Source organism: Fusobacterium sp. SYSU M8D902 (genome assembly GCF_040199715.1).
Taxonomy (GTDB): Bacteria; Fusobacteriota; Fusobacteriia; order Fusobacteriales; family Fusobacteriaceae; genus Fusobacterium_A.
The window spans coordinates 48,846-72,470 of record NZ_JBEFNA010000003.1 but is presented as its reverse complement, the minus strand read 5'-3'; the positions used below and the strand labels follow the sequence as shown (position 1 = coordinate 72,470).

Sequence of the window (23,625 nt, the reverse complement as noted above, 5' to 3'; positions counted from 1 at the left end):
TATATTTCCTTTATATGTTATTTATTAAAGTTTCAATATCTTTTATAATATAATTTTTGTCAAATCTATATATGCTTTTTTCCATATTATTTACATATAATTCTTTTATTAACTCTTTTTTCTCTAACTTTATCAAAATATTAGCTAATTCTTCATAATTACCTGTTTCAAATAATATTCCACTTTTACCATCTTCTAATATTTCTGTAGGTCCAACTGGACAACTTGAAGAAATAACTAATTTATTTAAAAAAGCAGCTTCTACTAATACCAATCCAAAACCTTCATATTTTGAACTATGAATAAAAAAATCTGAATTATTAAGCCAAATATAAGGATTTTTAAATCTTCCTAATAAAAGAATTTTATCTTCCATATTATATTCTTTTATTAAATTTTCTATTTCGACCTTACTTGGTCCATCCCCTATGATATATAACTTTTTACTATTATTATATTCACTATAAATCTTAAATGCTTTTATCAAAGTTAAATAATCTTTTTGAACTGTATCTAATCTAGAAATAGCTATTACGTAATCATTTTTTAATAATTCTCTATTGTTTTCATCTAATTCATCAATATTATCTTTCAATTTTAAAATTCTATCAAAATTAAAAGGATTGTATATTCTAGTTATTTTTCCTTTTAGTTTTGGATATATTTCTTGTAATTCCTCTTTCATCTCATCACAGATTGCTACAACTTGATCATATTTTTCCAATCTTTTTCCAAATCTCTCTATCTTTGATTTTTTCTTTTTTAACTTAGGAATTGAATTATGAATCCAGACTATTTTTTTACCTACATCTAATTTATCTATATACTTTGATGCTCCAGCATCAAAGTCTACCAATACATCAACTTTTCCTATTTCTTTTAATATTTTTTTCATATTTTTGCACATAATAAAAGTTTCAAAGTTCATATATATGTTATACATTAATTTATACACTATATTTTTTCTTTTTTCTTTATAATATTCTGTTTTATTTATTAATTTTTGTGATTTTAAAAAATAATACTTTATATTTTTGGGAATATCCTTTTCAAAAATATTATCTTCTCCACAATCATCATCTATTATCAAAGTTATATTAAATTTTTCTTTATCAATAGTTTGTAGAACTTCTATTAAAACTCTTTCTAACCCACCCATTCTTAAACTACCGCTTCTAATTATTATATTTTTTTTCATACTAATTCCTCTACCGCTTTTTTAAAATCTTCTACAGATATATTATTTATTTTTTCATTTGGATAATTTTCATCATAAAAATCATCCATTCTTTCTTCACTTGGTCCTACTATTTTCAACCATGAAACATTATGAGCAAACGGAACATCTAAATTTTTAAATAAAGCAATTCCTTTTTTTCTTGTAACAAAACAAAAATTATATAATCCAGATTCAAACCCTATGAACAATTTAGAATTAGCAACAATATTAAACGCTTCCTCCAATGTTGTTTTATCTACCATATTTTTTATTTTTAACTGTGGTAAATCATTTACTAATTCTTCCGCATATTTTTTTTGTAACTCTCCATTACCTATCAAGATAATCTCTTCTTCAGGAAAATATTTTATTGCTTCTAGCAAATAATTTTTCATTCTTTTAGGACTACATACTCTATCTCTAGCTGTTGATCCAACTGCAACTACAATTCCATTTTCTTTTTTAGTAAATTTACTGCTTAAATTTGGGATTATCTCCTCTATTTCGATTCTTTCTTCAAAGATATTTTCTGATATTTCTTTAATATTTTGTAAAATCTTATTATTTTTTGAAAAATTAAATGTTTTTGTATAATATTTATTATATACTTTTGCCATTTTATTAGTGTCTTCTACTCCAATTTTTTCTTTAGCAAAAATATTAGCAATAATGCTATCATTACCAAATTCAATATTTATATATTTTTTTGGTCTATAATCTTTATTAATTTTATACATTAACTTCAATCTTTTAAAAAAATTTTTTTCTGATTTTCTTGGAATTCCTATTACATTATATCCCAACATTATACCTAAATTTTTATAATGATCTTTCATCAAAAAATACACATTCTCATGTCCATATTTTTCAATTATCTTATCTGCTAATTTACTTCTTACTAAAATATCTCCTATTCCATCCATAGATTTAACTATTATTTTTCCATCATTTTTAAAATTACAAAATTTAAAAATAAAATTTATTACTGAACTATTTACTAAATCTCTAATATAAGCTTTTTTTAATATCATCTTATTTCTCCATTAATATATTTAATTTCTCTATTGAATCTTGAATTTGTTCAAAAGTTATACTATTTAAAATATCTGTACCATATTTTTTATCAATAAACTCTCTACCACCCTTTCCTTTCAATATTTTTATATTTTCTTCTTTATGTTCCCATGGTGTTTTTTGTTTACTCCAATGTAAACATATTGTATTTACCCCTAAAGAAAAAGCAATATTATATAATCCAGAATCTCCACCTATAAATAGTTCTGAATCTTTAATTACTTGGATCACTTCTTTTAAAGTCAATGTATCTATACAATCTATTATTAAATCAGATTTTATCTCTTCTTTTAATTTTTTTGCTATTTTCTTTTGTTTCTCTCCACTTCCTAATACATAAATTTCTTTTTTATACTTTAATAATTCTTGAATATACTTTTTTAGGTTTAAATATGTTGGAGTTTTTATATAATCTGCAGTTCCTATTGCTATGCTGATTATATTTTTATATTTTCTTTCAAGAAAATATTTTCTCATATCTGGTTTTACATCTTCTAAATTAAATTCTTTTCCCAGTATTTTTTTTAAAATGATTATATGTTTATCTAAAATATAATCAACATTTTCTGACATATCATATTTTTCCCCTGATAAAATATAATCAGCTTCTTCTGGAATATATGAATGATTCATAATAGCTACTGTATTAAAACCTATTCTATTTAGTTTTCTATACTGTTTTATTTTATAAAAAACACTCCATTTAGTTTCATCTACAAAAATATTTTTATAACCCTGTAACTCATAAATGGATTTCCACTTGTTTTTACATAATATATAAGTATTTTCTTTTCTAAATTCATTAGTTAATATTTCTATAGTTTTACTTTTAACTATATTATCCCCTAATGCATCCAATGTTATAATCAATAAATTTTTACTTTCCTTCTTTTTTCTTAGAAGTCTATAATCTACTAAACTTAGTTTTATTAGATATTCTTTAATTTTTCTTTTTAAATATGAAGTTTTTAAAATTCTTATCTTTCCCATACCAAACCCCTATAATACTTTTTTTATTTCTTCTATATCAAATTTATTTATATCAGGTTCTTCACCTTTTTTTACCTCTAAATCTAAAGAGAAAACTTGTGTAGCATCCTTGTAATTAGGTGCCCACAACTCTTTATTCATATTATTTTCATCAGAGTTATCTACTCTATATATTGCAATCAATTTCTTTTTAAAGGCTGCTGCAATGTGTACTATTGAAGTATCTGGAGTTATTACACAATCAGATTTACTTATTAAATAAGCTGTCTCTATAATATTATCTAACTCAGGATAACAAACTTTTTTTGGATAAAGTTTAACTATCTCTAAAACTTCATTTTTTTTACTTTTTTCTCCAATTATAAATATAATCCTATTCTCTTTTTCCAAAATTGATTCTATTATTTTTTTTATATTTTCTCTATTAATCTCTCTATGCTTACTTGCAGCAAATGGATTCAATACAAATATTTCTTTATTTTTCAAGTCCTCTAGCAACTTATCTACTTTTATTTTATCATTTTTATTAAAATACAGATCATACTCTAAATTTGCATTTTCTATTCCTAATATATTTAAAACTTTTTCATATAATTTTGTTATATGAAAACTACCTATTGGAAAATTATAACTTATATCGAATAATTCCCAATTTTCTCTATTCAATCCCATATTGAATCTAGCACAACATCTATTAATCAACATCATCTGATTTACTCTTAACATCTCTGAAAAATCTATCAACAAATCATATTTCTCAACTGCTATCTCTTTTGAAAGTTCTAAAATCTCTTTTCTATTTTTCTTATAGATATAAATTTTATCTACATTGGGATTATTCTTTATTATCTGAGCATTTCCCTCCCTTGCCACTACTCCTATTTTAATATCAGGATATCTCTTTTTTATCTCTCTAAACATCAGAGTATTTATAACCATATCACCAATTTTTCCATCATACCTTAAAAAAAGTATAGACTTTATACTATTATTTTCAATAAAGTTTCCTTCTTTTATCTGTTCTTTATTCTTTTTTTTATCCCACAACCATTTTCCAATTTTTAATCTTTTTTCTCTCATATAGTTTTGAAATATTCTATTTATTTTTCTTATCATATATTATTCCTCTTTTTATTTTTATACTTTTTAGCTTTGTATTGTAAATATCCTGGTGAAATTTTTCTTATAAAATCAAATAGTGATGTTTTATCAATAGCCGTTCTTCTTATATCAAATAAATCCTCAGTAATAATTCCGCTTCCTGTATCAGTAGAAACAGCAAATAGATATCCACTTTCTTTTACCATATCTTTTGTCTCTTCTTTTCTATGTCCATAAGGATATGCAAATACTTTTAATATTTTATTTAATCTATTTTCAGTTATTTTTTTATCCTCTTCAATTTCATATTTAGCTTTTTCTTCTTCAGCATCTAAAAAACTTAAGTGTGTTAATGTATGTCCACCAAACTCTACTGTTCCACTCTCTTGTAATTCAAGAACTTCATTGTCATTCATCAAATCAAATCTCTTTTCATTACTACTTTCAATAGTCCATTTGTTATAATTTAATCCAGAGACTAAAAATATAACAGCTTTCATTTTATATTTTTTTAACAATGGATACAGTATTTCATAGTTATCTTTATATCCATCATCTACTGTTAAAATTATATATTTTTTATAAAATCTATTTTGTAATCCTATTCTATCTAAATCTTCAAAAGTTATTGTTTCATATCTAAAAAACTTTAAAATTCTTAAATGTAATTCAAATTGTTTTTTAGTGACAAAAAGCTTTATTTTTCCACCATCTTTCTTATTTTCTACAAATTGATGATACATCAATACTGGAATCTCATATTTTTTTATTCTAGAATAATGATTTTCAAACTCTAAAATATTTGAAATTTCTCCAAAAAGATAAGGTGTTTTTAATAATTTTTGACAAAATTCTAAAATTCCATTTTTTTCTTTCGAATATATTATCCTTCCTTTACCACAAAAAGATCTTAATATTCCTTCTAATAAAGTAACATAGAATATTTCATTTCTTTGCTTATTTAATTTTTCAAGCTCTATATTTCTCTCTCCTACTACATAAATTTTCATATTCTATCAATAAACTCCTCTATTGCTAATTTTGCATTTCCTTTATCAAATTGTTTAGCTCTTTTATATCCTTCTTCCTTATATTTTTTACGTTCATTTTCATTCTTCAAATAAAAAAATAACAAATTTAATAAGTCCGTTTCATCTCCTGAAATTAATTTTCCATAATTAGATTTATTTCCTAAGATCTCTCGTGTTCCATTAGTTTCTGTTACTATTACCATTTTTCTTAAAATCATAGCTTCTATACAAGTTAATGAAAATCCTTCATTTTTTGAAGTTAAAACGAATAATTTTGAATTAGCTATATATTTATATGGATTTAATTTTTGTCCCAACAAAAAAACTTCATTCTCCAGATTTAAATTTTTTATCAACATTTGTAATTTTTCTCTCTCTTTTCCTTCACCAATAATTACCAATTTTTCAAGTATATTCTTTTCTTTTTTCAATCTTGAGAAACTTTTTATCAACAATGCTTGATTTTTATTTTCAGTTAGTGAACCAACAGAAATTATATATTCACCTAAATTTTCTTCAACAGCTTCTTTACTTTTTTCTAAAATCAAATCAAAATCCATAAAATTATATATCTTTAATATTTGAGGATGAATAGTATTTTTTTCATATCCATTTTTCATCACTTCATTTATAGTTACTATGTAGTCATATCTCTCTACATTTTTTCTTTTATTCTTGTTTTTATGTAAACTTCCATCTCCAGCATGACTCCACCCAATTAATTTTTTGTTTCTTAAATTTATTTTATGTAAATTTCTCATTAATCCCATATCATAATCTATAATTATATCTGAAAAATTCAAATATTTTTCAAATTCCTTTGCTGATATTTTTTTCTTTATTTTTAATAAAAATGAGTATAATACCTTTCTTAATGGATTCTTACTCTTTTTATTTTTTTCAATCCAACTCATGAATCTTTCAGTTGTTAAAAATTTATACTCCACCCACTTAGGAATCTCATCAATATAATCATTTCTCTTTCCATTATTTTCCTCTATCAATAATAATACCTCATACTTTTGAGGATCCAATAATTTCAAGAATTCTATCAACATTTTTTCCTGACCACCGATTGAAATATTTCCATTGTGAACAATCAATTTTCTCTTCATCAATAACTCCCTAAATACTAATATTTCCTTTATCTTTAAATTATACCAAATTTTTAATTATTTTTCACTTAGATTTACTAAATTTGATATTAATTTTGTATTTTTATGCTATAATTTAAATATATTTTATAGCGGGGAGTTTATATGAAGATTATTAGTGAGCAGAAAAGATCTATTGTTTATTTTGATGAAAATAATGAAACATTTATTAAAAATTTTAAACCTAAATTTATCAACAGACTCAAGTATTTTTTTAGACTTAGAAAATATCCTGGAAATAATTTTTATTTCATTAGTTTAGAACTACAAAAATTAAATATTTCTACAGTTCAGATCTTAAATTACTCACATTACTCTGTTACCACTAAGAAATTAAATGGCATTCCTTTAGATAAATATTTGCAACAGCATAAAGATATTCTATATAATTTTATTATAGTAGTTTCTACTCTTTTTAAAAATAATATATATTGTGGAGATCTCTCTTATGATAATTTTTTTGTGATAAATAATAGTATTTATGCTCTTGACTTAGAAGATTATCGTAAAGTAAGATTTTTTAAAAGAAATACTAATGAAGCAATTAGAAGAATGAAAGGAAAAGTTGATGATTGGGTAATCGAAGAGATTAAAAAAAATCTAAACATTAATTGAGGTGCTTTATGAAAAAAGTAAAATTTATATACAATCCATTCTCAGGTGAGGGAATTGTTACAAAAAACTTAGATACAATTATTGAAAAATATCAAGCAAAGGGGTATACTATTATTCCCTTCAGAATCTCTGAGGAGCAAAATTTAGCAGATGCATTTTTAGATCTAGATAATAGTTATCACCATATTCTAGGAGCTGGAGGAGATGGTACAATCAACCAAATTATCAATCTTATGAAAGGAAAGCAACTGGATATTCCATTAGCTATTCTACCTGTTGGAACTGCCAATGATTTTGCTAAATTTATAGAAATGCCTTCTAATATTGGGGAGGCTTGTGATAAAATACTAGCTGGAAATATCCACGAGATTGATTTAGGAAAAGCAAATGACAAGTATTTTATAAATGTCTTTAGTTTTGGGGTATTTACAGATGTTTCTCAAAAAACTCCCACTCATTTAAAAAATATTTTAGGAAAATTAGCTTACTACTTAAATGGTATTAAGGAGTTACCTTCACTAAGAAAGCTTAATATTAAAGTGGTAGCTGATGACTTTTTCTATGAGGGTAATGCCTTAATTTTCTTTACTTTTAATGGAAAAACTGCTGGAAATATAAATATATCATATAAAAGTGAGATAAATGATGGACTTTTAGATGTCATAATCTTAAAAGGAGAGAATCTTCGTCTAGCTCTTCTTTCATTCTTTGAATTTTTTAGATCAGAGCATCTTGAAAAACCTAAGGATATTATTCACTTTAAAAGTAATAACTTTACAGTTGAATACTCTGACCCTACTATAAAGTCTGATATTGACGGAGAAACTGGACCTATATCTCCTATTCATATCACTTGTGTAGAGAGAGGATTAAAACTTATATTCTAATATCATTTAACAGTTTAATATTTTTTTAGAAAATTATATTTTTTATATATGAATCATTGATTAAATTAGTTATATTATGAGAAAAAAAACTATTTTAAAACACTCTTTATATTTTTTTCTCTTTTCAAACAGTTCAAATGATTAATTTTTTCTATATTTTATTCAAAATTGTAATTTTCCTTTCCAATTATATATTATTTTTATTCGTTTTATAAAAATAATGCATATAGTAAATCATTGACTTTTAAACTCATAATGAGTTATATTCTTCTTAAGAGATTTTTTATTCTTAGGAGGTTTTTTATGTTTGAATATACATTTAATATGACTGAAACATTGGCAATAGCTGTAATATTGCTACTTATAGGTAAGGAGATTAAAAAAAGAGTTGCTCTTCTTGAAAAATTCTTTATTCCAGCTCCTGTTATTGGAGGAACTATCTTTTCAATCTTTATGTTGATTGGGCATAATTTTAATCTTTTTAGTTTCTCTTTTGATGGAACATTAAAAGATTTTTTAATGATAGTATTTTTTACAACTATTGGATTTTCAGCTAGCTTTGAACTCTTGAAAAAGGGTGGTATAGGGGTTGTCCTTTTTTTAATCTCAGCAACAATACTTGTTGTTATTCAAGATCTAGTTGGAGTATTTTTAGCTAAATTTTTTGGATTACATCCATATATTGGACTTGCTGCTGGTTCAGTTCCCTTAACAGGTGGACATGGAACTTCTGGAGCTTTTGGTCCTATACTTGAAAAAGCTGGTGCAGAGGGTGCTTTTTCAGTTGCTATTGCTTCTGCTACCTTTGGTCTAGTAGCTGGTTGTTTAATTGGAGGTCCTGTTGCTAAAAGACTTCTACAAAAATACAATCTTAAACCTAAAGATGTTGTAGAAAAACATAACTCTTTCATTGATGATAGTATTAGATGTATCTCTGAAAGTGTTCTATTTGACTCTATTGTTATTATCTCTGTCTCTATGGGTATAGGTTCCTTTATTCCTGTTTTAGTTGCAAAATATGGACTTATTCTTCCACCATATATTGGTCCTATGATTATTGCTGCAATTATCAGAAATATAGCTGATTTTAAAAAGAAAAAACTTCCTATGAGTGAGATGGCTATAATAGGGAATGTCTCTCTATCTCTGTTTTTAGCAATGGCATTGATGTCAATGAAGTTATGGGAATTAGTATCTTTAGGAATTCCACTACTAGTCATTTTAACTATACAGACAATAATTATGGCTTTTTATGCTTATTTCATCACTTTTAGAATGATGGGAAAAGATTACGATGCTGCTGTTATTGCAACTGGACATTGTGGTTTTGGTCTTGGAGCTACTCCTAATGCTATGGCTAATATGGAAACTTTTACTGCTATAAATGGATTTTCTGCTAAAGCTTTCTTTGTACTTCCATTAGTAGGAGCTCTATTTATAGATTTTACAAATGCAACAATAATTACATTTTTTATGAATATTTTTAAATAAACTACATTTAAGGGGGGCATCAAAATGTTTCAAAATTTAAGTATTGGTGTTTTCGATTCTGGAGTTGGTGGAACTACGATTTTAAAAGAGATACTTCTACTCCTTCCCCAAGAGAACATTATATATTATGGTGATAGTGGTAATGCTCCCTATGGAGAAAAATCGATTGAAGAGATACAAAACCTCTGTTCTAAAATATTGGATTTCTTTGTTAAGAATAGATGTAAAGCTGTAGTAATAGCTTGTAATACAGCCACTGCTGCTGCTTTGGATAAACTTACTGAGGAGTATTCTATCCCTATTATTGGAGTTATAACTCCAGGTGCTAAGGGGGCTGTAAAGGTTACAAAGAACAAAAAAATTAATGTTCTAGCCACTCCTTTCACTGTATCATCTCATTGTTATATCAAAGAGTTAGATAAATTTTCAAGTAGTCTCTCTATATTCCAAGAGGGCTGTCCTGAATTATGTCCAATGATTGAAAATGGTTGGGAGCTATACCCTAATCGTGAAGAGGTTTTAAAAAAACATCTCTCTAAACTATCTAAATCTGCAGATACTTTAATTTTGGGCTGTACACACTATCCTATCATTGAAAATGATATTAGAAAATTTTTCTCTGGAACAATCATTGATCCAGCAAAAGAAACAGCTATGGATTTAAAAGAGCTTTTAAAGAAAAAGGAGCTACTTAACTCCTCTAGAAAAAAAGGTTCATTAGATTTCTTTATCTCTGGAAATATAGATTCTTTTAGAAGTATAGCTGAAAAATTTTTAGGTTTCTCCATTAAAAATATCTACTCTGTTGAAAAATAGATTAACCTATTGAAAAGAGTGCTACAACAAAAATTTGTAACACTCTTTTTATTTTATATAAATCTTAATTTTTTTCTTAGATTCTACTATTTTTTACATTCTTATTGTAGAAATTTCTAAATTTATCTACAATTAAATCAACAGTCATCATCTTTTCCTGTTCACTTGCCTCTAATGAATAAGCATTAGGGTCTATATCTAACGGTCCTATATGCTCGTTTTTATCTCCAGCTATCAACCATTCTTTTACATCTAGATTTGGTCTACAAACTACCAATGTAGGTATTCCTACTGCATGTGCTATATGTCTTGGTCCACCTTCATTTCCAAAGAACATATCACAATTTTTTAGTAACATTGCTAATTCTCTAATACTTTTTGTTTCTATATTTGTAAAAATATGCTTATCATTTCCCAATTTTTTATGAGCTTCTAGTGCAAACTCCTTTTCAGTTGGAGAGTAGTAGAATATTATCTGAGGTTCAAACTCTTTGATTATCTCCTTTGTAACCTCTAACATCTTCTCTATATTGAAGACTTTTGAAGGAACTCTTGCATTTATAGCAAATGCTAATACAGGTTTTTGAAAATCAATCCCTGCATCTATCATTTTCTTTTTCATATACTCCTTCTCTTGATCTGTAACTTCAATAGAAAAATCTTCAGTATATTTTATATCATACTCTTTTTCCAAAGGCTTCAACATTTTTAAAAACTTATCAATCTTGTTCTTTGCTCCTACTGGTTCTAATATCTTATGAGTATATGTATAACCTCTATTTTTTTTATATCTTCCTATCTTATACTTACACTTAGGTGATAGAAGTGTAAATAGTTCACTTTTAGGTGTAGACATAATATCAATAATTATATCATAATTATTTCTTGTTACTTGCCATACTTTTTTTATATATTTAAATATATTTTTCTGTTCATCCTTTGTAATTGTTATTACATTATCTATATATTTATGATTTTCAAAAAGTGGGCCTATATGCTCATAGATAACATAATCAATTTGAGCATCTGGAAATGTATTCTTTAAAGTATTACAAATAGGTGCTGCTAAGACAGAATCCCCAATCTGTTTAAATCTGATTACTAATATTTTCAAAATTCTACCTCCAATTGATTTCTATTCAGATTATAGCATTTTTTTCTACTTTTAACCATAAAAAAAGGAAATAGAGGATAAATTTCCTCATATTTCCAATATTTCTAGTCATTATAGTATAGATTTTCTGTAGGGAATACTTGATCACAAGTTAGATCAATACCTAATTTTCTTAAAGTTTGCTCATTATTTTTTCCTACGATATTTGTGCAGTGTGCCTGTGTTCCTTTTAGCATACTCAATTTATCCACAGCTACTTGTGCCATTGGATTTGTTGCTGCACAGATACTCAATGCCATTAGAATCTCTTCACAGTTTAAAGTTATATTCTTGCTTTGAAGAGTTTTATCTTTTAAATTTAAAATTGGTTCTAATACTACTGGTGATATTAATAATATCTCATCATTTATTCCAGCAAAATATTTTACAGCATTTAAGATAGCTGCTGATGGAGCATCCATTAGTGGAGATGCCTTTCCTGTTATCATCTGACCATCTGGTAATTCAAAAGCTATTGCTGAAGCAGGCTCTGTTTGCTTAGATCTAATATCTTCTAATTTCTTTCTAGCTACTTCTACGACTTTTCTATCCTCTTCTTTTAAATTTAGAGCATCCATTATTGTACGTGTTCTTTTGAATGTATCATAATCTACATAACCTTTTTTATATTCACAACCAGTTTTGAAATATCTTCTGATTATCTCTTGTTTAGATGCTTCTTTAACAACCTCATCATCAATTATTCCAAATCCAACTCTATTAACTCCCATATCTGTTGGAGATTTATAGATTGATTCCTTTCCTGTTATCTTTTCTATAATTCTTTTTAATAGTGGAAAAGCTTCTACATCACGGTTATAGTTTACAGCTGTCTCTCCATAAGCTTCTAAATGGAAAGGATCTATCATATTTACATCTTGTAAATCTACAGTTGCTGCTTCATAAGCTATATTTAACGGGTGTTTCAACGGTACATTCCATACAGGGAAAGTCTCAAATTTTGAATATCCTGCTGCATTCCCTCTTCTGTAGTCATGGTATAACTGACTTAAACAAGTTGCTAATTTTCCACTTCCAGGTCCTGGAGCTGTAACAACTACTATTGGCTTAGTTGTTTCAATGTATGGATTTTGTCCATATCCTTCATCACTAACAATTGTATCAACATCTGTTGGATATCCCTTAGTTGCTCTATGTTTATATACTTTTATTCCTCTACGCTCTAATTTGTTAATAAATAAAGTAGTTGCAGGCTGATCATTATATCTTGTTATAACAACGCTATTTACTTGAAGTTCATGCTCTCTTAGATCATCTATCAATCTAAAAACTTCCATATCATAAGTGATTCCAAAATCTCCTCTTATCTTATTTCTCTCTATGTCTCCAGCATATACACAGATTACTACTTCAAGTTTATCTTTTAACTTATGTAATACTTTTATTTTAGCATTTTCATCAAATCCAGGTAAAACTCTTTTAGCATGTAAATCAAACATAAGTTTTCCACCAAATTCAAGGTAAAGCTTATCATAATTATTAACTCTCTCTAAAATATACTTTGATTGTTCTTCAAGGTATTTATTGTGATCAAATCCTATTTTCATTCTCGCTTCTCCTTTTTTTAAAATTTATTCGACTTTATATTGTACCATAGATTTTAAATTATTTCTACTTTTTTTACTCTCTTTTTATTTTGGAATTTATTTCTTTATTTTTACATGTATACATATAACTCATTTATTATTTTTATTTGACAAATATACTTAAATATCTTACAATGAGATAAAGGAATATGCTGGGGTGATTTTGGAGAAAGGCTTAGATTAAATCTCTTAAGGAGATTTTTTTGAGTCTTTTTTTATAAAAATTTTTGGAGGTTATTTTATGAAAAAAATGATTAACAAACCTGAAAACATAGTAAACGAAATGGTAGCTGGAATGGTAAAAGCTTATCCTAACTCTCTTGAAACAGTTAATGATATGCCTATCATTGTCAGAAAAGAGAAAAAAAATAATAAGGTTGCTTTGATCAGTGGTGGTGGAAGTGGTCACGAGCCTTCTCATGCTGGTTTTGTTGGCTATGGTATGCTAGATGGTGCTGTAGCTGGTGAAGTATTTACATCTCCTAGTGCTGATAAAGTCTATGAAGCTATCAAAGCTGTAAATTGTGGTGCTGGAGTACTATTAATAATTAAAAACTACAGTGGTGACGTTATGAACTTTGAAATGGCTGCTGAAATGGCAGGTATGGAAGATATTCCTGTTAAGAGAATCATAGTTAATGATGATATTGCAGTTGAAAATAGTACTTATACAGTTGGTAGAAGAGGAATAGCTGGAACTGTTTTAGTTCATAAAATAGTAGGTGCTGCAGCTGAAAAAGGATACTCTCTTGATGAGCTAGAAGTATTGGGAAATAAAGTTATAAACAATATAAAAACTATGGGTATGTCATTGAAACCTTGCTTTGTTCCAACTACTGGTAAATTAAGTTTTGAACTTGCTGAAGATGAAGTTGAAATTGGATTAGGAATACATGGTGAACCTGGAACACACAGAGAAAAATTCCAAGATGCTAATACTCATGTTGATTATCTATTGGAAAAAATATTAACTGAATCTAAATTAAATGGTGAAGAGGTTGCTGTTTTGGTAAATGGACTTGGAGAAACTACTCTAATGGAGTTATTCATTATCAATAATAGAGTTGCTGATGTTTTAAAAGAAAAAAATATAAGAGTAGCTGATACAATTGTTGGTAACTATATGACTTCTCTAGATATGGGTGGATTCTCTATCACAATTCTAAAATTAGATGATGAGATAAAAGAACTTCTTATGGCAAAAGCTGATACACCAGCATTCAAAAAAGTTTAGGAGCTGATTATATGAGACTAGATATTTTAAATAAAGTTTGTGAAATTATTATTGAAAATAGAGATAACTTAACTGAATTAGACAGAGTTATAGGTGATGGTGACCACGGAGTAAATCTATCTAGAGGAGCTGAAAAAGTTAAAGAAGAGATTCCAAAAATGGAAGGACTAAAACCTTTTGAAGTCCTTAACAAGTGTGCAATGCTATTGATGTCCAATGTAGGTGGAGCATCTGGTGCCCTATATGCTACTGCTCTTATGAAGGGAGCTGCTGCTTTGAAAGGAAAAGACGAGGTACTTCCTGAAGATGTTGTCAACACTTGGAACGATATGATCTTAGGGATAGAGAGTCGTGGTAAATCTACAAAGGGTGAAAAAACTATGCTAGATACTTTAATCCCTGCTTATGAAGCTTTTAAGAGTGAGATTGAATCTGGTAAAGATCTAAAAGTTGCTTTTGAAGTTGCAGAAAAATCTGCCAAAGCTGGTATGGAGTCTACAAAAGATATGTTAGCTACTAAAGGAAGAGCTACTTATTTAGGAGAGAGAAGTATTGGACATATTGATGCTGGAGCTACATCTTCATATCTTATTATAAAAACTATTGCAGAGTCACTTTAGGAGGTTTAAATGGTAGGTTTTGTTATTGTTTCACATAGTAAAAAGTTAGCTGATGAAGTTATTAATCTCTGTAACGAGATGAAAAGATATGATTTTCCAGTTGTAAATGGAAGTGGAACTGAAGGTGATCATTTGGGATCTGATCCTATGATTATCAAAAAAGCTATTGAAAGTGTTTACTCACCTGATGGAGTACTTATCATTGGAGATCTTGGTAGCTCTATTCTAAATAGTGAAATGGCTATTGAGTTTTTAGATGATTCATACAATAAAGATAAGATTAAAATTGCAGATACATCACTTGTGGAAGGAACTCTAGCAGCAATGGCTATAAATGATGGAAAAACATCTCTTGAAGCTATACTAGAAGAGCTTCAAGAACTTAAAACATTTAGTAAAATATAAATCTTATATTAAAAGGAGTCCCAACAAAATAGTTGATGACTCCTTTTTTACAATACATATACGACTCTCAATAGAGAACAAATTATTGACTCTGTTTATCCTCTCTCTGTTCGAGTAAAACTCCATTGAGGTGAACATCCATTTGAGGAAACGGAATACTTATATTTACTGCATCAAGTGCAGGTTTAATTTCATTCAAAGTTTCTTTATACACTTTCCAATAATGCTCATTAGGAATCCAGCCCTTAAGTGCAATATTAATTGAACTATCTCCGTAGCTATCCACATGGGTATAAGGTTTTGGTTCTTTTAAAACATATTGATTTTTATTTAAAATATCCTCAAGAGCCTTTCTAGCAACATCTAGATTACAATTATAGTCCACTCCAATTATTAATTTAAGTCTTCTAGTAGGTGTCTTATTATAGTTAATAAGTTTATTTGAGACTACCATTCCATTAGGAACCATCACAATATCTCCATTATGAGTACGAATAGATGTAAAAAATACATCAATCTCATGTATATAACCTACTTCTCCTGCAATTTTTACCTCATCACCAACACAATAAGACTTAAAAATAAGTATGATAATTCCACCTGCAAGATTTGATAGATTATCTTTTAAAGCTAAACCAACTCCAATTCCCAGTGTACCAAAAAATGCAAACAGACTACTCTCTTTTACACCTAGAACAAGTAAACAAATAGTTATAAGAAGTGCGTGCATTCCCACATTAAAAATCGATCTTAAAAAACTTCCAAGAGATTTATTTACATTCTCTTTAGAGGTTGCCCTATCTAATATAGGTAATAATTTTCTTATAAATCTAAGTGCAATGTAGTAGATAACTACACAAGCAATAACTTTAATTATAAAAAATATCCACCCTACAGTAAGATCCACTAAATAAGTTTTATTAGTAAGTTTTTCCAATACTTCACTAAAAAAATTTTTAACTGTATATTGTTGAATATCCATAAATATCCTCCATAGTTATAATAATATACTCTTCTATTTATTTCTATCCCCAATATATTCAGCTAATTCCAAGAGAACTCTTCCCTTTTCTGCTCCAAATCTATCTACTATAATAGTTTTTGCACTCTCTATTGTCTCTTTAAGTAACTCTTTACTTTTCTCCATTCCTAAGATAGAAGGATATGTTGATTTATCATGTTCAAGGTCACTTCCTACTGGTTTTCCTATACTTTCAAAATCTCCCTCTATATCTAGAATATCATCTTTTATTTGAAAAGCCAATCCGACTAACTCAGAGTATTTTAAAAGTACATCTCTATCCTCTTTGGTAGCTCCAGCTATAACACAAGCTGTCTCAACAGGAAGTCTCAATAATTTTCCTGTTTTATTAGCGTGCATATACTTCAAAGTTTCCAATGAAATCTTTTTCCCTTCACTCTCTATATCTACCATCTGTCCACCTATCATACCATTTATTCCAGCATAACTAGATGTTAATTTCACTATCTCAACTATTTTTTCAGGTGAAAGCTCTGAGTTCTTCTCAGTAAGTACATAGAAAGCATGAGTTAATAGAGCATCTCCTATTAAAATTCCTTGAGCCTCTCCAAATTTCTTATGAGTTGTTAATTTTCCTCTTCTGTAATCATCATTATCTAAAGCTGGTAGATCATCATGAACTAAAGAGTATGAGTGTATCATCTCAATAGCTGACGCTGTTGCTAGTCCCATCTCTTTTTTACAACCTAATATCTCTAATGTCATAAAATGTAAGATTGGTCTCAATCTTTTTCCACCATTTAAAACAGCATATTTCATCCCTTCAGCTATGACCTCTGGATAGCTCAACTCACTTAAATATTTGTCTATTCCTGATTCTACTAATTTTTTTCCTGTTTCAAGATACTCTTTTAATAACATCTTATACCTCCTCAATCAATAGATCTTCATCCTTCTCTACCACTTTTAAAACTTTTCCCTCAGCTTTATTCAGTAGATCTGAAGATTTTTTTAGAAGTTTCATAGCTATTTCATACTCTTTTATAGATTCAGCTAGAGAAAGCTCTCCACTCTCTAATTTCTCTATTATCCCATCTATCTCTGCAAGATTCTCTTCAAATTTCATAGTTATCTCCTTATCTTGTGTAGAATGTTATACATTTTTTACCATATTTTCTCTCATCAGCCTTTTTATACTCACCAATAACATCAGCCATCTCTTCAAAAACATGGTGTTCACAAATTATAAGTCCATCATCTGCTAAAATTCCATTCTTTTCTATAGCCTTCATAACTCTTGTACAAGTTTCATCTTTATATGGAGGATCCATAAAAATTATATTGAATTTTTCTCCTTTTCTTCCCAAGATCTCTACAGCTCTGATTACATCATTTTTATAAGCTCTGCATCTGTCCTCATACCCTAAGTTATTTACATTCTCTATTATGAATTTTAAAGCTTCACTATCTTTTTCAATCATAACAGCTCTCTTAGCTCCTCTGCTTAAAGCCTCTAAAGATATGCTTCCACTTCCACTGAACAGATCTAAAAATATAGAGTCTGGAACATACGGAGCAATAATTGAAAATAGTGATTCCTTCATACTCCCCAATGTTGGTCTAGTGTCTGTTCCCTTTCTACTCTTTATCTTTTTATTTTTTGCATCTCCTGCTATTATTCTCATTCTATCAACTCCATTAATAGATAAACATTGCATCTCCAAAACTGAAGAAATGATATCTCTCTTCCACAGCAGTTCTATAAACATCTAACATAAACTCTCTATTTGAAAAAGCTGATACAAGCATTAATAGTGTTGACTTAGGTAAATGAAAGTTTGTTATTAATGCATCTACAACTTTAAATTTATACCCTGGATATATGAATATCTCTGTACTATTTTTTTGAGCTACCACTTTTCCATTTTCATCTACAGATGATTCTAATGCTCTAGTACTTGTAGTTCCTACAGAGATTACTCTCTTTCCTTCTAATTTTGCTTGATTTATTATATCTGCTGCTTCTTTAGGAATTTCAAACATCTCCTCATGCATCTTATGATCTAACACATCCTCTGTTTGAACTGGTCTAAATGTTCCTAAACCTACCTCTAAAAATATATCTACAATTTTTATCCCTTTTTTTTCTATTTTTTCTAATAATTCCTTTGTAAAGTGTAATCCTGCAGTTGGTGCTGCTACTGATTCACCTTTTTGAGCATACACAGTTTGATATCTCTCTTTCTCTTTCAAACTCTCTACTATATATGGTGGTAGTGGCATATTCCCAAGTTTATCTAACACCTCTTCAAAAGCTCCTTCATAGCTAAACTTTAATACCCTATTTCCATCATCTTTTATCTCTATCAACTCTGCAATAAGCTCATTATTTTGTCCTACATAAAGCTTTTGTCCCAATTTCAATTTTTTTGCAGGTTTCAATAGACACTCCCAAGTGTCTAGATTTATTCTTTTAATTAGTAAAATCTCCAGTACTCCACCAGTCTCTTTATGTCCAAATAATCTGGCTGGTATTACCTTAGTAGAATTTCTAACTAAGATATCTCCCTCATGAAGATAATCTATTATATCATAAAAATGTTTATGCTCTAATTTTTTATTATTTTTATCAACCAACATAAGCTTTGCATGATCTCTTGGCTCTCTTGGCTCCTGACCTATCAACTCTTCTGGTAAATAATAATCATAATCATGTAGTTTTGTAGACATTAATTTTCCTCTCTTCTCTTTCCAATTACTACTCTATCTATTCCACCATAATCTTTAACTATAGAGATAACATCAAAACTGTTTTCTCTCATAAATTCAGCTACTTTCTCTGCTTGATTATATCCTACTTCAAAAGCTAAATACCCATCTTTTGTTAAAAACTCTGAAGCCTCCTTTGATATTTTTTCATAAAAAAAGTATCCATCTCCCCCATCTGTAAGGGCATTTTGTGGCTCATATTTTAAAACCTCTGGCATTAACTCTCTATACTCATCTGTTGGAATATATGGTGGGTTTGATATAATTAAATTAAATTTTACATTTTTATACTTCTCATTTCTTAAAACTGAAAATACATCTGATTTTAAAAACTTCACATTCTGTGCTCCATTTAAATCTCTATTTTCAGTTGCAACTGCTAGAGCTCCCTCACTTATATCCAATCCTAGTATATGAGCATTTGCTAACTCTTTTCCTAAAGTGATAGCTATAGCTCCACTTCCTGTCCCTATATCTAAGATTTTTGGTGTTGGTAAATCATTTACCAAGTATTTACATTGCTCTACTAAGATCTCTGTATCAGCTCTTGGAATTAAAACTCTCTCATCTACTTTAAATGGATAACCATAAAATTCCCACTCACCAAGTAAATATTGTAACGGTTTTCTCTCTTTTCCTCTAGCTACTAACATCTCTTTTATCTTTTGTTTATCACTATCTTCTATTTTTTTATTCAAATTCAAAGTAAGTGTCATTCTATTAACTTTAAGTATATGTGAAAATATATATTCTACATCTAATTTAGCATTTGGTACCTGATATTTTTCTAGATATTGGATAGATTTCTTTAAAAGCTCATAATTTTCATCTCTATAATTCTTCATATCCATACTCTCTTCTCCCTTATCCTTTATAAGTTCATCAAAGCCCTTTCTAGCTCGAGCCATCTCTCTCAAATATCTTTTTATAGTATCCTTTTGTTCAGGTGTAAGTTCCATATCAAAATAAGCATAGAGAGCAATTCTCTCTATTTTTAAAACTGCTGATATAAGTTTCTCACTTTCAAGACGGGGTTTTGAAAAAGAGTATTTTTGCAAATACTCTTTTGAAAAATTTAATATTTCTAGTAATTTCATACTACTCTTCTGATGCACTTGCAAGCATTTCAGCTTGGTTGAATGTGATAAGAGCATCTATCATCTCATCTATATCTCCATCTAAAAATGCATCTAATTGATATACAGTAAATTTAATTCTGTGATCTGTAATTCTTCCTTGTGGGAAGTTGTATGTTCTGATCTTTTCAGATCTATCCCCTGTTCCTACTTGAAGTTTTCTTTCACTTTCTACCTGACTTCTTTGCTTTTCACATTCCATCTCATATAATTTTGAAACTAAGTGTTTCATAGCTTTTTCTCTATTTTTTAGCTGAGATCTCTCATCTTGACACTGTACTACTATACCTGTAGGTAGGTGAGTAATTCTAACTGCAGAGTCAGTCATATTTACGTGCTGACCTCCTGCTCCACCAGATCTATATGTATCTATTTTCAAGTCTTTTGGATCAATCTTAACCTCTTTTACATCTTCTACCTCTGGAAGAACTGCAACAGTTGCTGTAGATGTATGAACTCTTCCTGCTGATTCAGTTTCAGGTACTCTTTGTACTCTATGTACTCCTGATTCAAATTTTAATCTTGAATAAGCTCCCAATCCATTGATACTGAACACAGCCTCTTTTAATCCACCAATACCAATCTCTTGCTTCTCAATTATCTCTATCTTCCATTTTTTTCTCTCTGCATATCTACAATACATTCTGAATAGATCTCCTGCGAATAGAGCAGCCTCATCTCCTCCTGCTCCACCTCTGATCTCTACGATAACGTTTTTGTCATCATTTTCATCTTTTGGAAGTAAAAGTATTTTTAACTCTTGCTCATACTCTGGTAACTTCTCTTCAAGTTCCTTTTGCTCTTCGTTCATCATCTCTCTCATATCAGGATCTTTTTCATTTCTGATATTTTCTTTTATAAATTGTAAATCCTCACTAAGAGTTTTATACTCTTTATATTTCTCAACAAGTGGAGTTATTTCAGCTAATGCCTTATTACATTCCATCATTTTTTTAGGATCAGATAATATCTCTGGTGATCCTAACATCTCATTAAGCTCATCAAATCTTCTTACAACCTCTTCTAACTTAGCGAACACTATTTTCTCATCTCCTTTTCTACACTATAACTTAGTAATTATATCATATTTATCTTAAAAAATCAATTTCAACAGGTATCATTATTTTTAAAAGACCACCTGTTCCATTTTTTGTAGGAATGGTAACCTCTTTCATAAATTCTATTGAGTAATCCAAATTTTCATATCCCTTTTTTTCAATGTAATCACTTAATTTTTTATAGGTATCATATAAATTTACATAAGCATCTATATGAGTAATACTAAAAGAATTTCCAACAACGAGTTCCTTACAATCCTTAAATATTTTTTCTTTTGGTACCAATATCCCTATCTTTAAAATTGGCAGTATATCATCCGAACCTATAGTTTTTATCTTTTTTAAATCTAGTATATTTATATACTCTGTAATCTCAATACTATTTTTTTGTGCTATCTCATTTAGTTTTAGATATTTTGATATCATCTCTTTTTCATCTATTGGATTATCCATTTCAAGAGAATACCAGTAGATAGATTTACTTTTTTCAAATTTTATATTATCATTTTCTTCTATATTACTCTCCTTAAAATTTTTAATTCTTATCTCCAAATTTTTTCTTATATTCTTTAGGTTCTCTATCTTTATGTCTATTTCACTTATCTTTTTCTCCAAAAATTCTACGTTGCTATTCATCTTTTTATTTTGAACTAAATCTTTTATCTCTTCTAGTGAAAACCCAGCTCTTTTTAAAGTTAGTATAAGCATTAAATCCCACATTTGCTCTTTTAAATAATATCTATAACCATTATCTTTATCTATTTCTTTAGGAACAAAAATTCCTTTTTTATGATAAAATATTAGTGTTTGCCTTGAAATTTCAAATATTTCAGCTAATTCAGAAATTTTATACATTTTTTTCATATTTACCCCTTGACTATATAGTTTAGTATATAGTTTATAATATCATAGTTTGAAAAAATAATCACTAAAAAGGAGAAAAATTTATGTCTGAAAATTTAACTTTAAAAGATGGAGATATTACTAAACTATTTTTTAAGTTTGCTATTCCTAGTATATTTGGTATGCTAGTTGTGTCATTAGAAATGATGATTGATGGAATATTTTTAGGAAGAAATGTTGGTGCTCTTGGTCTTGCAGCTGTCAACCTTTCAATGCCACTTATCAATTTTTTACTCAGTATTGGACTTATGATCTGTGTGGGAGGTGGAGTTATCACAAGTATCTACTCTGGAAGAAAAAAGTATAATAAAGCTAAAGAGACTACTACTTTGACTCTTATCTTATTATTTCTAGTTTTAGAAGTTCTTTCTATTTTTATTCTTTTTAACTTAGATTTTTTTATAAAAATATTGGGAACTAATGAGGAGATATATCCATATGTCAAAGCCTATCTAATGCCTATGATGATAGGAGCTTTTTTCTACTCTTCACCTATTTTTACAGAAACATTTGTAAAAATATATGAAAAGCCAAATTGGGTTTTTATTAGTGGATTTACCTGTCTTAGTACGAATGTCTTATTTGACTATCTATTTATTGTAAAATTTAATTTAGGAATGACTGGAGGAGCTGTAGCAACTCTTATGGCATGTGCTGCTGGATTTTTTGTTCTACTTCCTCAGCTTCATTTTAAAAAACTTAGAAAAAATCTCAACATCTATTTACAAGATATAAAAAATATCTTCTATAATGGTAGTTCTGAAATGCTATCCCTAGTTGCATCTACTACTGCTATGTATCTACTCAATAGAACTCTTATGAGAGAGATTGGAGTGCTTGGAGTTTCAGCTTTAACAATAGTTTTCTATATAAATCAAACATTGAATATCGTTTTATATGGACTTTCTCAAGCTCTTCAACCATTAGTTTCATATAATTTAGGAGCTAAAAATTTAATAAAAATAAAGGCAGTTTTAAAAATCTCGCTTATCTCTGGTGGAGTAATTGGTATTATTGTATATATAATTAGCCATATTGTTGGGGAAGATATTATTGAGATCTTTTCTAAAGGAAATGAAGATTTGATAAATATAGCTTTAATAGCTCTATTTTACATGAGTTTTGCATATCTTATCTCATTCTTAAATATTATCTCAACATCATTTTTAACCGCTATTGAAAAACCTTTAGAGTCTGTGATTGTATCTATGGGAAGATCTATAGTATTTATAGTTATCCCTCTTTTTACTCTACCTAAGATTATAGGTCCTATAGGAATATGGCTATCCATTCCCATAGCTGAATCACTTTGTTTATTAGTGAGCTTTGTTTTGATGAAAAGAGCTAAAAACTATCTTCATTCAGTTATAAAAAAGTAGT

Annotated in this window: 24 protein-coding genes; 8 read left to right on the top strand and 16 right to left on the bottom strand. The window is 28.3% G+C overall.

All coding sequences use genetic code 11. The features are described from left to right. Nucleotides 1-10 precede the first annotated feature (10 nt). From ABNK64_RS02880 to ABNK64_RS02855, 6 genes are read right to left on the bottom strand one after another with little or no spacing between them, the layout of a single operon-like run. A complete protein-coding gene (locus ABNK64_RS02880; RefSeq protein WP_349763402.1) occupies nt 11-1,198 on the bottom strand; it encodes a glycosyltransferase in 1,188 nt (395 codons plus the stop codon). Further along, nucleotides 1,195-2,250, bottom strand: a complete 1,056-nt coding sequence (locus ABNK64_RS02875; protein WP_349763401.1) for a glycosyltransferase family 9 protein — start codon at nt 2,248-2,250, stop codon at nt 1,195-1,197. Before ABNK64_RS02875 ends, ABNK64_RS02880 begins: the two co-directional genes overlap by 4 nt. A gap of 1 nt (nt 2,251) precedes the next feature. Next, nucleotides 2,252-3,283, bottom strand: coding sequence for a glycosyltransferase family 9 protein (locus ABNK64_RS02870; protein ID WP_349763400.1), 1,032 nt, complete (start codon nt 3,281-3,283; stop codon nt 2,252-2,254). A gap of 9 nt (nt 3,284-3,292) precedes the next feature. Next, the gene (locus ABNK64_RS02865) at nt 3,293-4,399 is read right to left on the bottom strand and encodes a glycosyltransferase family 9 protein (protein WP_349763399.1); all 1,107 of its coding nucleotides are present in this window, start codon (nt 4,397-4,399) and stop codon (nt 3,293-3,295) included. Next, complete coding sequence (locus ABNK64_RS02860; protein WP_349763398.1) at nt 4,396-5,394, bottom strand: polysaccharide deacetylase family protein; 999 nt, start codon at nt 5,392-5,394, stop codon at nt 4,396-4,398. The genes ABNK64_RS02865 and ABNK64_RS02860 overlap by 4 nt, the downstream gene beginning before the upstream one ends. After that, nucleotides 5,391-6,530 (bottom strand): glycosyltransferase, encoded by a 1,140-nt coding sequence (locus ABNK64_RS02855; protein ID WP_349763397.1) that lies wholly within the window; start codon nt 6,528-6,530, stop codon nt 5,391-5,393. The genes ABNK64_RS02860 and ABNK64_RS02855 overlap by 4 nt, the downstream gene beginning before the upstream one ends. 144 nt (nt 6,531-6,674) lie before the next feature. On the opposite strand from ABNK64_RS02855, the gene ABNK64_RS02850 reads away from it, so the two are divergent. From ABNK64_RS02850 to murI, 4 genes are all read left to right on the top strand, one after another. Next, nucleotides 6,675-7,184 carry an Mn2+dependent serine/threonine protein kinase gene (locus tag ABNK64_RS02850; protein WP_349763396.1) on the top strand — a complete coding sequence of 170 codons (510 nt, stop codon included), beginning with the start codon at nt 6,675-6,677 and terminating at the stop codon, nt 7,182-7,184. 8 nt (nt 7,185-7,192) lie between these two features. After that, nucleotides 7,193-8,071, top strand: coding sequence for a YegS/Rv2252/BmrU family lipid kinase (locus ABNK64_RS02845; RefSeq protein WP_349763395.1), 879 nt, complete (start codon nt 7,193-7,195; stop codon nt 8,069-8,071). A 303-nt stretch (nt 8,072-8,374) separates the two neighbouring features. Continuing rightward, entirely contained in the window at nt 8,375-9,562 is a 1,188-nt protein-coding gene (gltS, locus tag ABNK64_RS02840) for a sodium/glutamate symporter (RefSeq protein ID WP_291255761.1), read from the top strand. Nucleotides 9,563-9,586: 24 nt separating this feature from the next. Continuing rightward, nucleotides 9,587-10,378, top strand: coding sequence for a glutamate racemase (gene murI, locus ABNK64_RS02835; protein ID WP_349763394.1), 792 nt, complete (start codon nt 9,587-9,589; stop codon nt 10,376-10,378). A gap of 76 nt (nt 10,379-10,454) precedes the next feature. Here the strand turns inward: murI and ABNK64_RS02830 are convergent, their stop codons facing one another. Next, nucleotides 10,455-11,492, bottom strand: coding sequence for a glycosyltransferase family 9 protein (locus ABNK64_RS02830; protein WP_349763393.1), 1,038 nt, complete (start codon nt 11,490-11,492; stop codon nt 10,455-10,457). A 104-nt stretch (nt 11,493-11,596) separates the two neighbouring features. Continuing rightward, nucleotides 11,597-13,099, bottom strand: coding sequence for a DUF1846 domain-containing protein (locus tag ABNK64_RS02825; protein ID WP_291255758.1), 1,503 nt, complete (start codon nt 13,097-13,099; stop codon nt 11,597-11,599). 280 nt (nt 13,100-13,379) lie between these two features. On the opposite strand from ABNK64_RS02825, the gene dhaK reads away from it, so the two are divergent. From dhaK to dhaM, 3 genes are read left to right on the top strand one after another with little or no spacing between them, the layout of a single operon-like run. Beyond that, entirely contained in the window at nt 13,380-14,372 is a 993-nt protein-coding gene (dhaK, locus tag ABNK64_RS02820; protein ID WP_349763392.1) for a dihydroxyacetone kinase subunit DhaK, read from the top strand. 11 nt (nt 14,373-14,383) lie between these two features. Then, nucleotides 14,384-14,992, top strand: a complete 609-nt coding sequence (gene dhaL / locus ABNK64_RS02815; protein ID WP_349763391.1) for a dihydroxyacetone kinase subunit DhaL — start codon at nt 14,384-14,386, stop codon at nt 14,990-14,992. A 9-nt stretch (nt 14,993-15,001) separates the two neighbouring features. Next, nucleotides 15,002-15,397 (top strand): dihydroxyacetone kinase phosphoryl donor subunit DhaM, encoded by a 396-nt coding sequence (dhaM, locus tag ABNK64_RS02810; protein WP_300341506.1) that lies wholly within the window; start codon nt 15,002-15,004, stop codon nt 15,395-15,397. 82 nt (nt 15,398-15,479) lie between these two features. Here dhaM and ABNK64_RS02805 read toward each other — a convergent pair whose 3' ends face one another. Genes ABNK64_RS02805 through ABNK64_RS02770 form a run of 8 tightly spaced genes read right to left on the bottom strand, consistent with a single transcriptional unit; the run spans nt 15,480 to nt 22,206 of the window. Next, nucleotides 15,480-16,379: a mechanosensitive ion channel family protein gene (locus ABNK64_RS02805; protein WP_300341508.1), complete on the bottom strand. Its 900-nt coding sequence runs from the start codon at nt 16,377-16,379 to the stop codon at nt 15,480-15,482. A 33-nt stretch (nt 16,380-16,412) separates the two neighbouring features. Then, on the bottom strand, nt 16,413-17,300 hold the full coding sequence (locus tag ABNK64_RS02800) for a polyprenyl synthetase family protein (RefSeq protein ID WP_291259805.1): 888 nt from the start codon (nt 17,298-17,300) through the stop codon (nt 16,413-16,415). Nucleotide 17,301: 1 nt separating this feature from the next. Further along, nucleotides 17,302-17,505: an exodeoxyribonuclease VII small subunit gene (xseB, locus tag ABNK64_RS02795; protein WP_291255752.1), complete on the bottom strand. Its 204-nt coding sequence runs from the start codon at nt 17,503-17,505 to the stop codon at nt 17,302-17,304. Between the two features lie 10 nt (nt 17,506-17,515). Next, entirely contained in the window at nt 17,516-18,097 is a 582-nt protein-coding gene (rsmD, locus tag ABNK64_RS02790; protein WP_291255819.1) for a 16S rRNA (guanine(966)-N(2))-methyltransferase RsmD, read from the bottom strand. Next, nucleotides 18,078-19,109, bottom strand: a complete 1,032-nt coding sequence (gene queA, locus ABNK64_RS02785) for a tRNA preQ1(34) S-adenosylmethionine ribosyltransferase-isomerase QueA (protein ID WP_300341513.1) — start codon at nt 19,107-19,109, stop codon at nt 18,078-18,080. Before queA ends, rsmD begins: the two co-directional genes overlap by 20 nt. Beyond that, nucleotides 19,109-20,245 (bottom strand): peptide chain release factor N(5)-glutamine methyltransferase, encoded by a 1,137-nt coding sequence (gene prmC / locus ABNK64_RS02780; protein ID WP_300390548.1) that lies wholly within the window; start codon nt 20,243-20,245, stop codon nt 19,109-19,111. The genes queA and prmC overlap by 1 nt, the downstream gene beginning before the upstream one ends. 1 nt (nt 20,246) lies before the next feature. Continuing rightward, nucleotides 20,247-21,323 (bottom strand): peptide chain release factor 1, encoded by a 1,077-nt coding sequence (gene prfA / locus ABNK64_RS02775; protein ID WP_349763390.1) that lies wholly within the window; start codon nt 21,321-21,323, stop codon nt 20,247-20,249. 49 nt (nt 21,324-21,372) lie between these two features. Then, on the bottom strand, nt 21,373-22,206 hold the full coding sequence (locus tag ABNK64_RS02770; protein ID WP_349763389.1) for a MerR family transcriptional regulator: 834 nt from the start codon (nt 22,204-22,206) through the stop codon (nt 21,373-21,375). An 83-nt stretch (nt 22,207-22,289) separates the two neighbouring features. Here ABNK64_RS02770 and ABNK64_RS02765 point away from each other — a divergent pair, with 83 nt between their 5' ends. Then, entirely contained in the window at nt 22,290-23,624 is a 1,335-nt protein-coding gene (locus tag ABNK64_RS02765) for an MATE family efflux transporter (RefSeq protein ID WP_349763388.1), read from the top strand. The last annotated feature ends 1 nt before the right edge of the window (nt 23,625 follow it).

Bases quoted from the DNA above. Each gene is read 5' to 3' on its own strand.
- ABNK64_RS02880 (WP_349763402.1), bottom strand. From the start codon at position 1,198: ATGAAAAAAAATATAATAATTAGAAGCGGTAGTTTAAGAATGGGTGGG.
- ABNK64_RS02875 (WP_349763401.1), bottom strand. From the start codon at position 2,250: ATGATATTAAAAAAAGCTTATATTAGAGATTTAGTAAATAGTTCAGTA.
- ABNK64_RS02870 (WP_349763400.1), bottom strand. From the start codon at position 3,283: ATGGGAAAGATAAGAATTTTAAAAACTTCATATTTAAAAAGAAAAATT.
- ABNK64_RS02865 (WP_349763399.1), bottom strand. From the start codon at position 4,399: ATGATAAGAAAAATAAATAGAATATTTCAAAACTATATGAGAGAAAAA.
- ABNK64_RS02860 (WP_349763398.1), bottom strand. From the start codon at position 5,394: ATGAAAATTTATGTAGTAGGAGAGAGAAATATAGAGCTTGAAAAATTA.
- ABNK64_RS02855 (WP_349763397.1), bottom strand. From the start codon at position 6,530: ATGAAGAGAAAATTGATTGTTCACAATGGAAATATTTCAATCGGTGGT.
- ABNK64_RS02850 (WP_349763396.1), top strand. From the start codon at position 6,675: ATGAAGATTATTAGTGAGCAGAAAAGATCTATTGTTTATTTTGATGAA.
- ABNK64_RS02845 (WP_349763395.1), top strand. From the start codon at position 7,193: ATGAAAAAAGTAAAATTTATATACAATCCATTCTCAGGTGAGGGAATT.
- gltS (WP_291255761.1), top strand. From the start codon at position 8,375: ATGTTTGAATATACATTTAATATGACTGAAACATTGGCAATAGCTGTA.
- murI (WP_349763394.1), top strand. From the start codon at position 9,587: ATGTTTCAAAATTTAAGTATTGGTGTTTTCGATTCTGGAGTTGGTGGA.
- ABNK64_RS02825 (WP_291255758.1), bottom strand. From the start codon at position 13,099: ATGAAAATAGGATTTGATCACAATAAATACCTTGAAGAACAATCAAAG.
- dhaK (WP_349763392.1), top strand. From the start codon at position 13,380: ATGAAAAAAATGATTAACAAACCTGAAAACATAGTAAACGAAATGGTA.
- dhaL (WP_349763391.1), top strand. From the start codon at position 14,384: ATGAGACTAGATATTTTAAATAAAGTTTGTGAAATTATTATTGAAAAT.
- dhaM (WP_300341506.1), top strand. From the start codon at position 15,002: ATGGTAGGTTTTGTTATTGTTTCACATAGTAAAAAGTTAGCTGATGAA.
- ABNK64_RS02805 (WP_300341508.1), bottom strand. From the start codon at position 16,379: ATGGATATTCAACAATATACAGTTAAAAATTTTTTTAGTGAAGTATTG.
- ABNK64_RS02800 (WP_291259805.1), bottom strand. From the start codon at position 17,300: ATGTTATTAAAAGAGTATCTTGAAACAGGAAAAAAATTAGTAGAATCA.
- xseB (WP_291255752.1), bottom strand. From the start codon at position 17,505: ATGAAATTTGAAGAGAATCTTGCAGAGATAGATGGGATAATAGAGAAA.
- rsmD (WP_291255819.1), bottom strand. From the start codon at position 18,097: ATGCAATGTTTATCTATTAATGGAGTTGATAGAATGAGAATAATAGCA.
- queA (WP_300341513.1), bottom strand. From the start codon at position 19,109: ATGTCTACAAAACTACATGATTATGATTATTATTTACCAGAAGAGTTG.
- prmC (WP_300390548.1), bottom strand. From the start codon at position 20,245: ATGAAATTACTAGAAATATTAAATTTTTCAAAAGAGTATTTGCAAAAA.
- ABNK64_RS02770 (WP_349763389.1), bottom strand. From the start codon at position 22,206: ATGAAAAAAATGTATAAAATTTCTGAATTAGCTGAAATATTTGAAATT.
- ABNK64_RS02765 (WP_349763388.1), top strand. From the start codon at position 22,290: ATGTCTGAAAATTTAACTTTAAAAGATGGAGATATTACTAAACTATTT.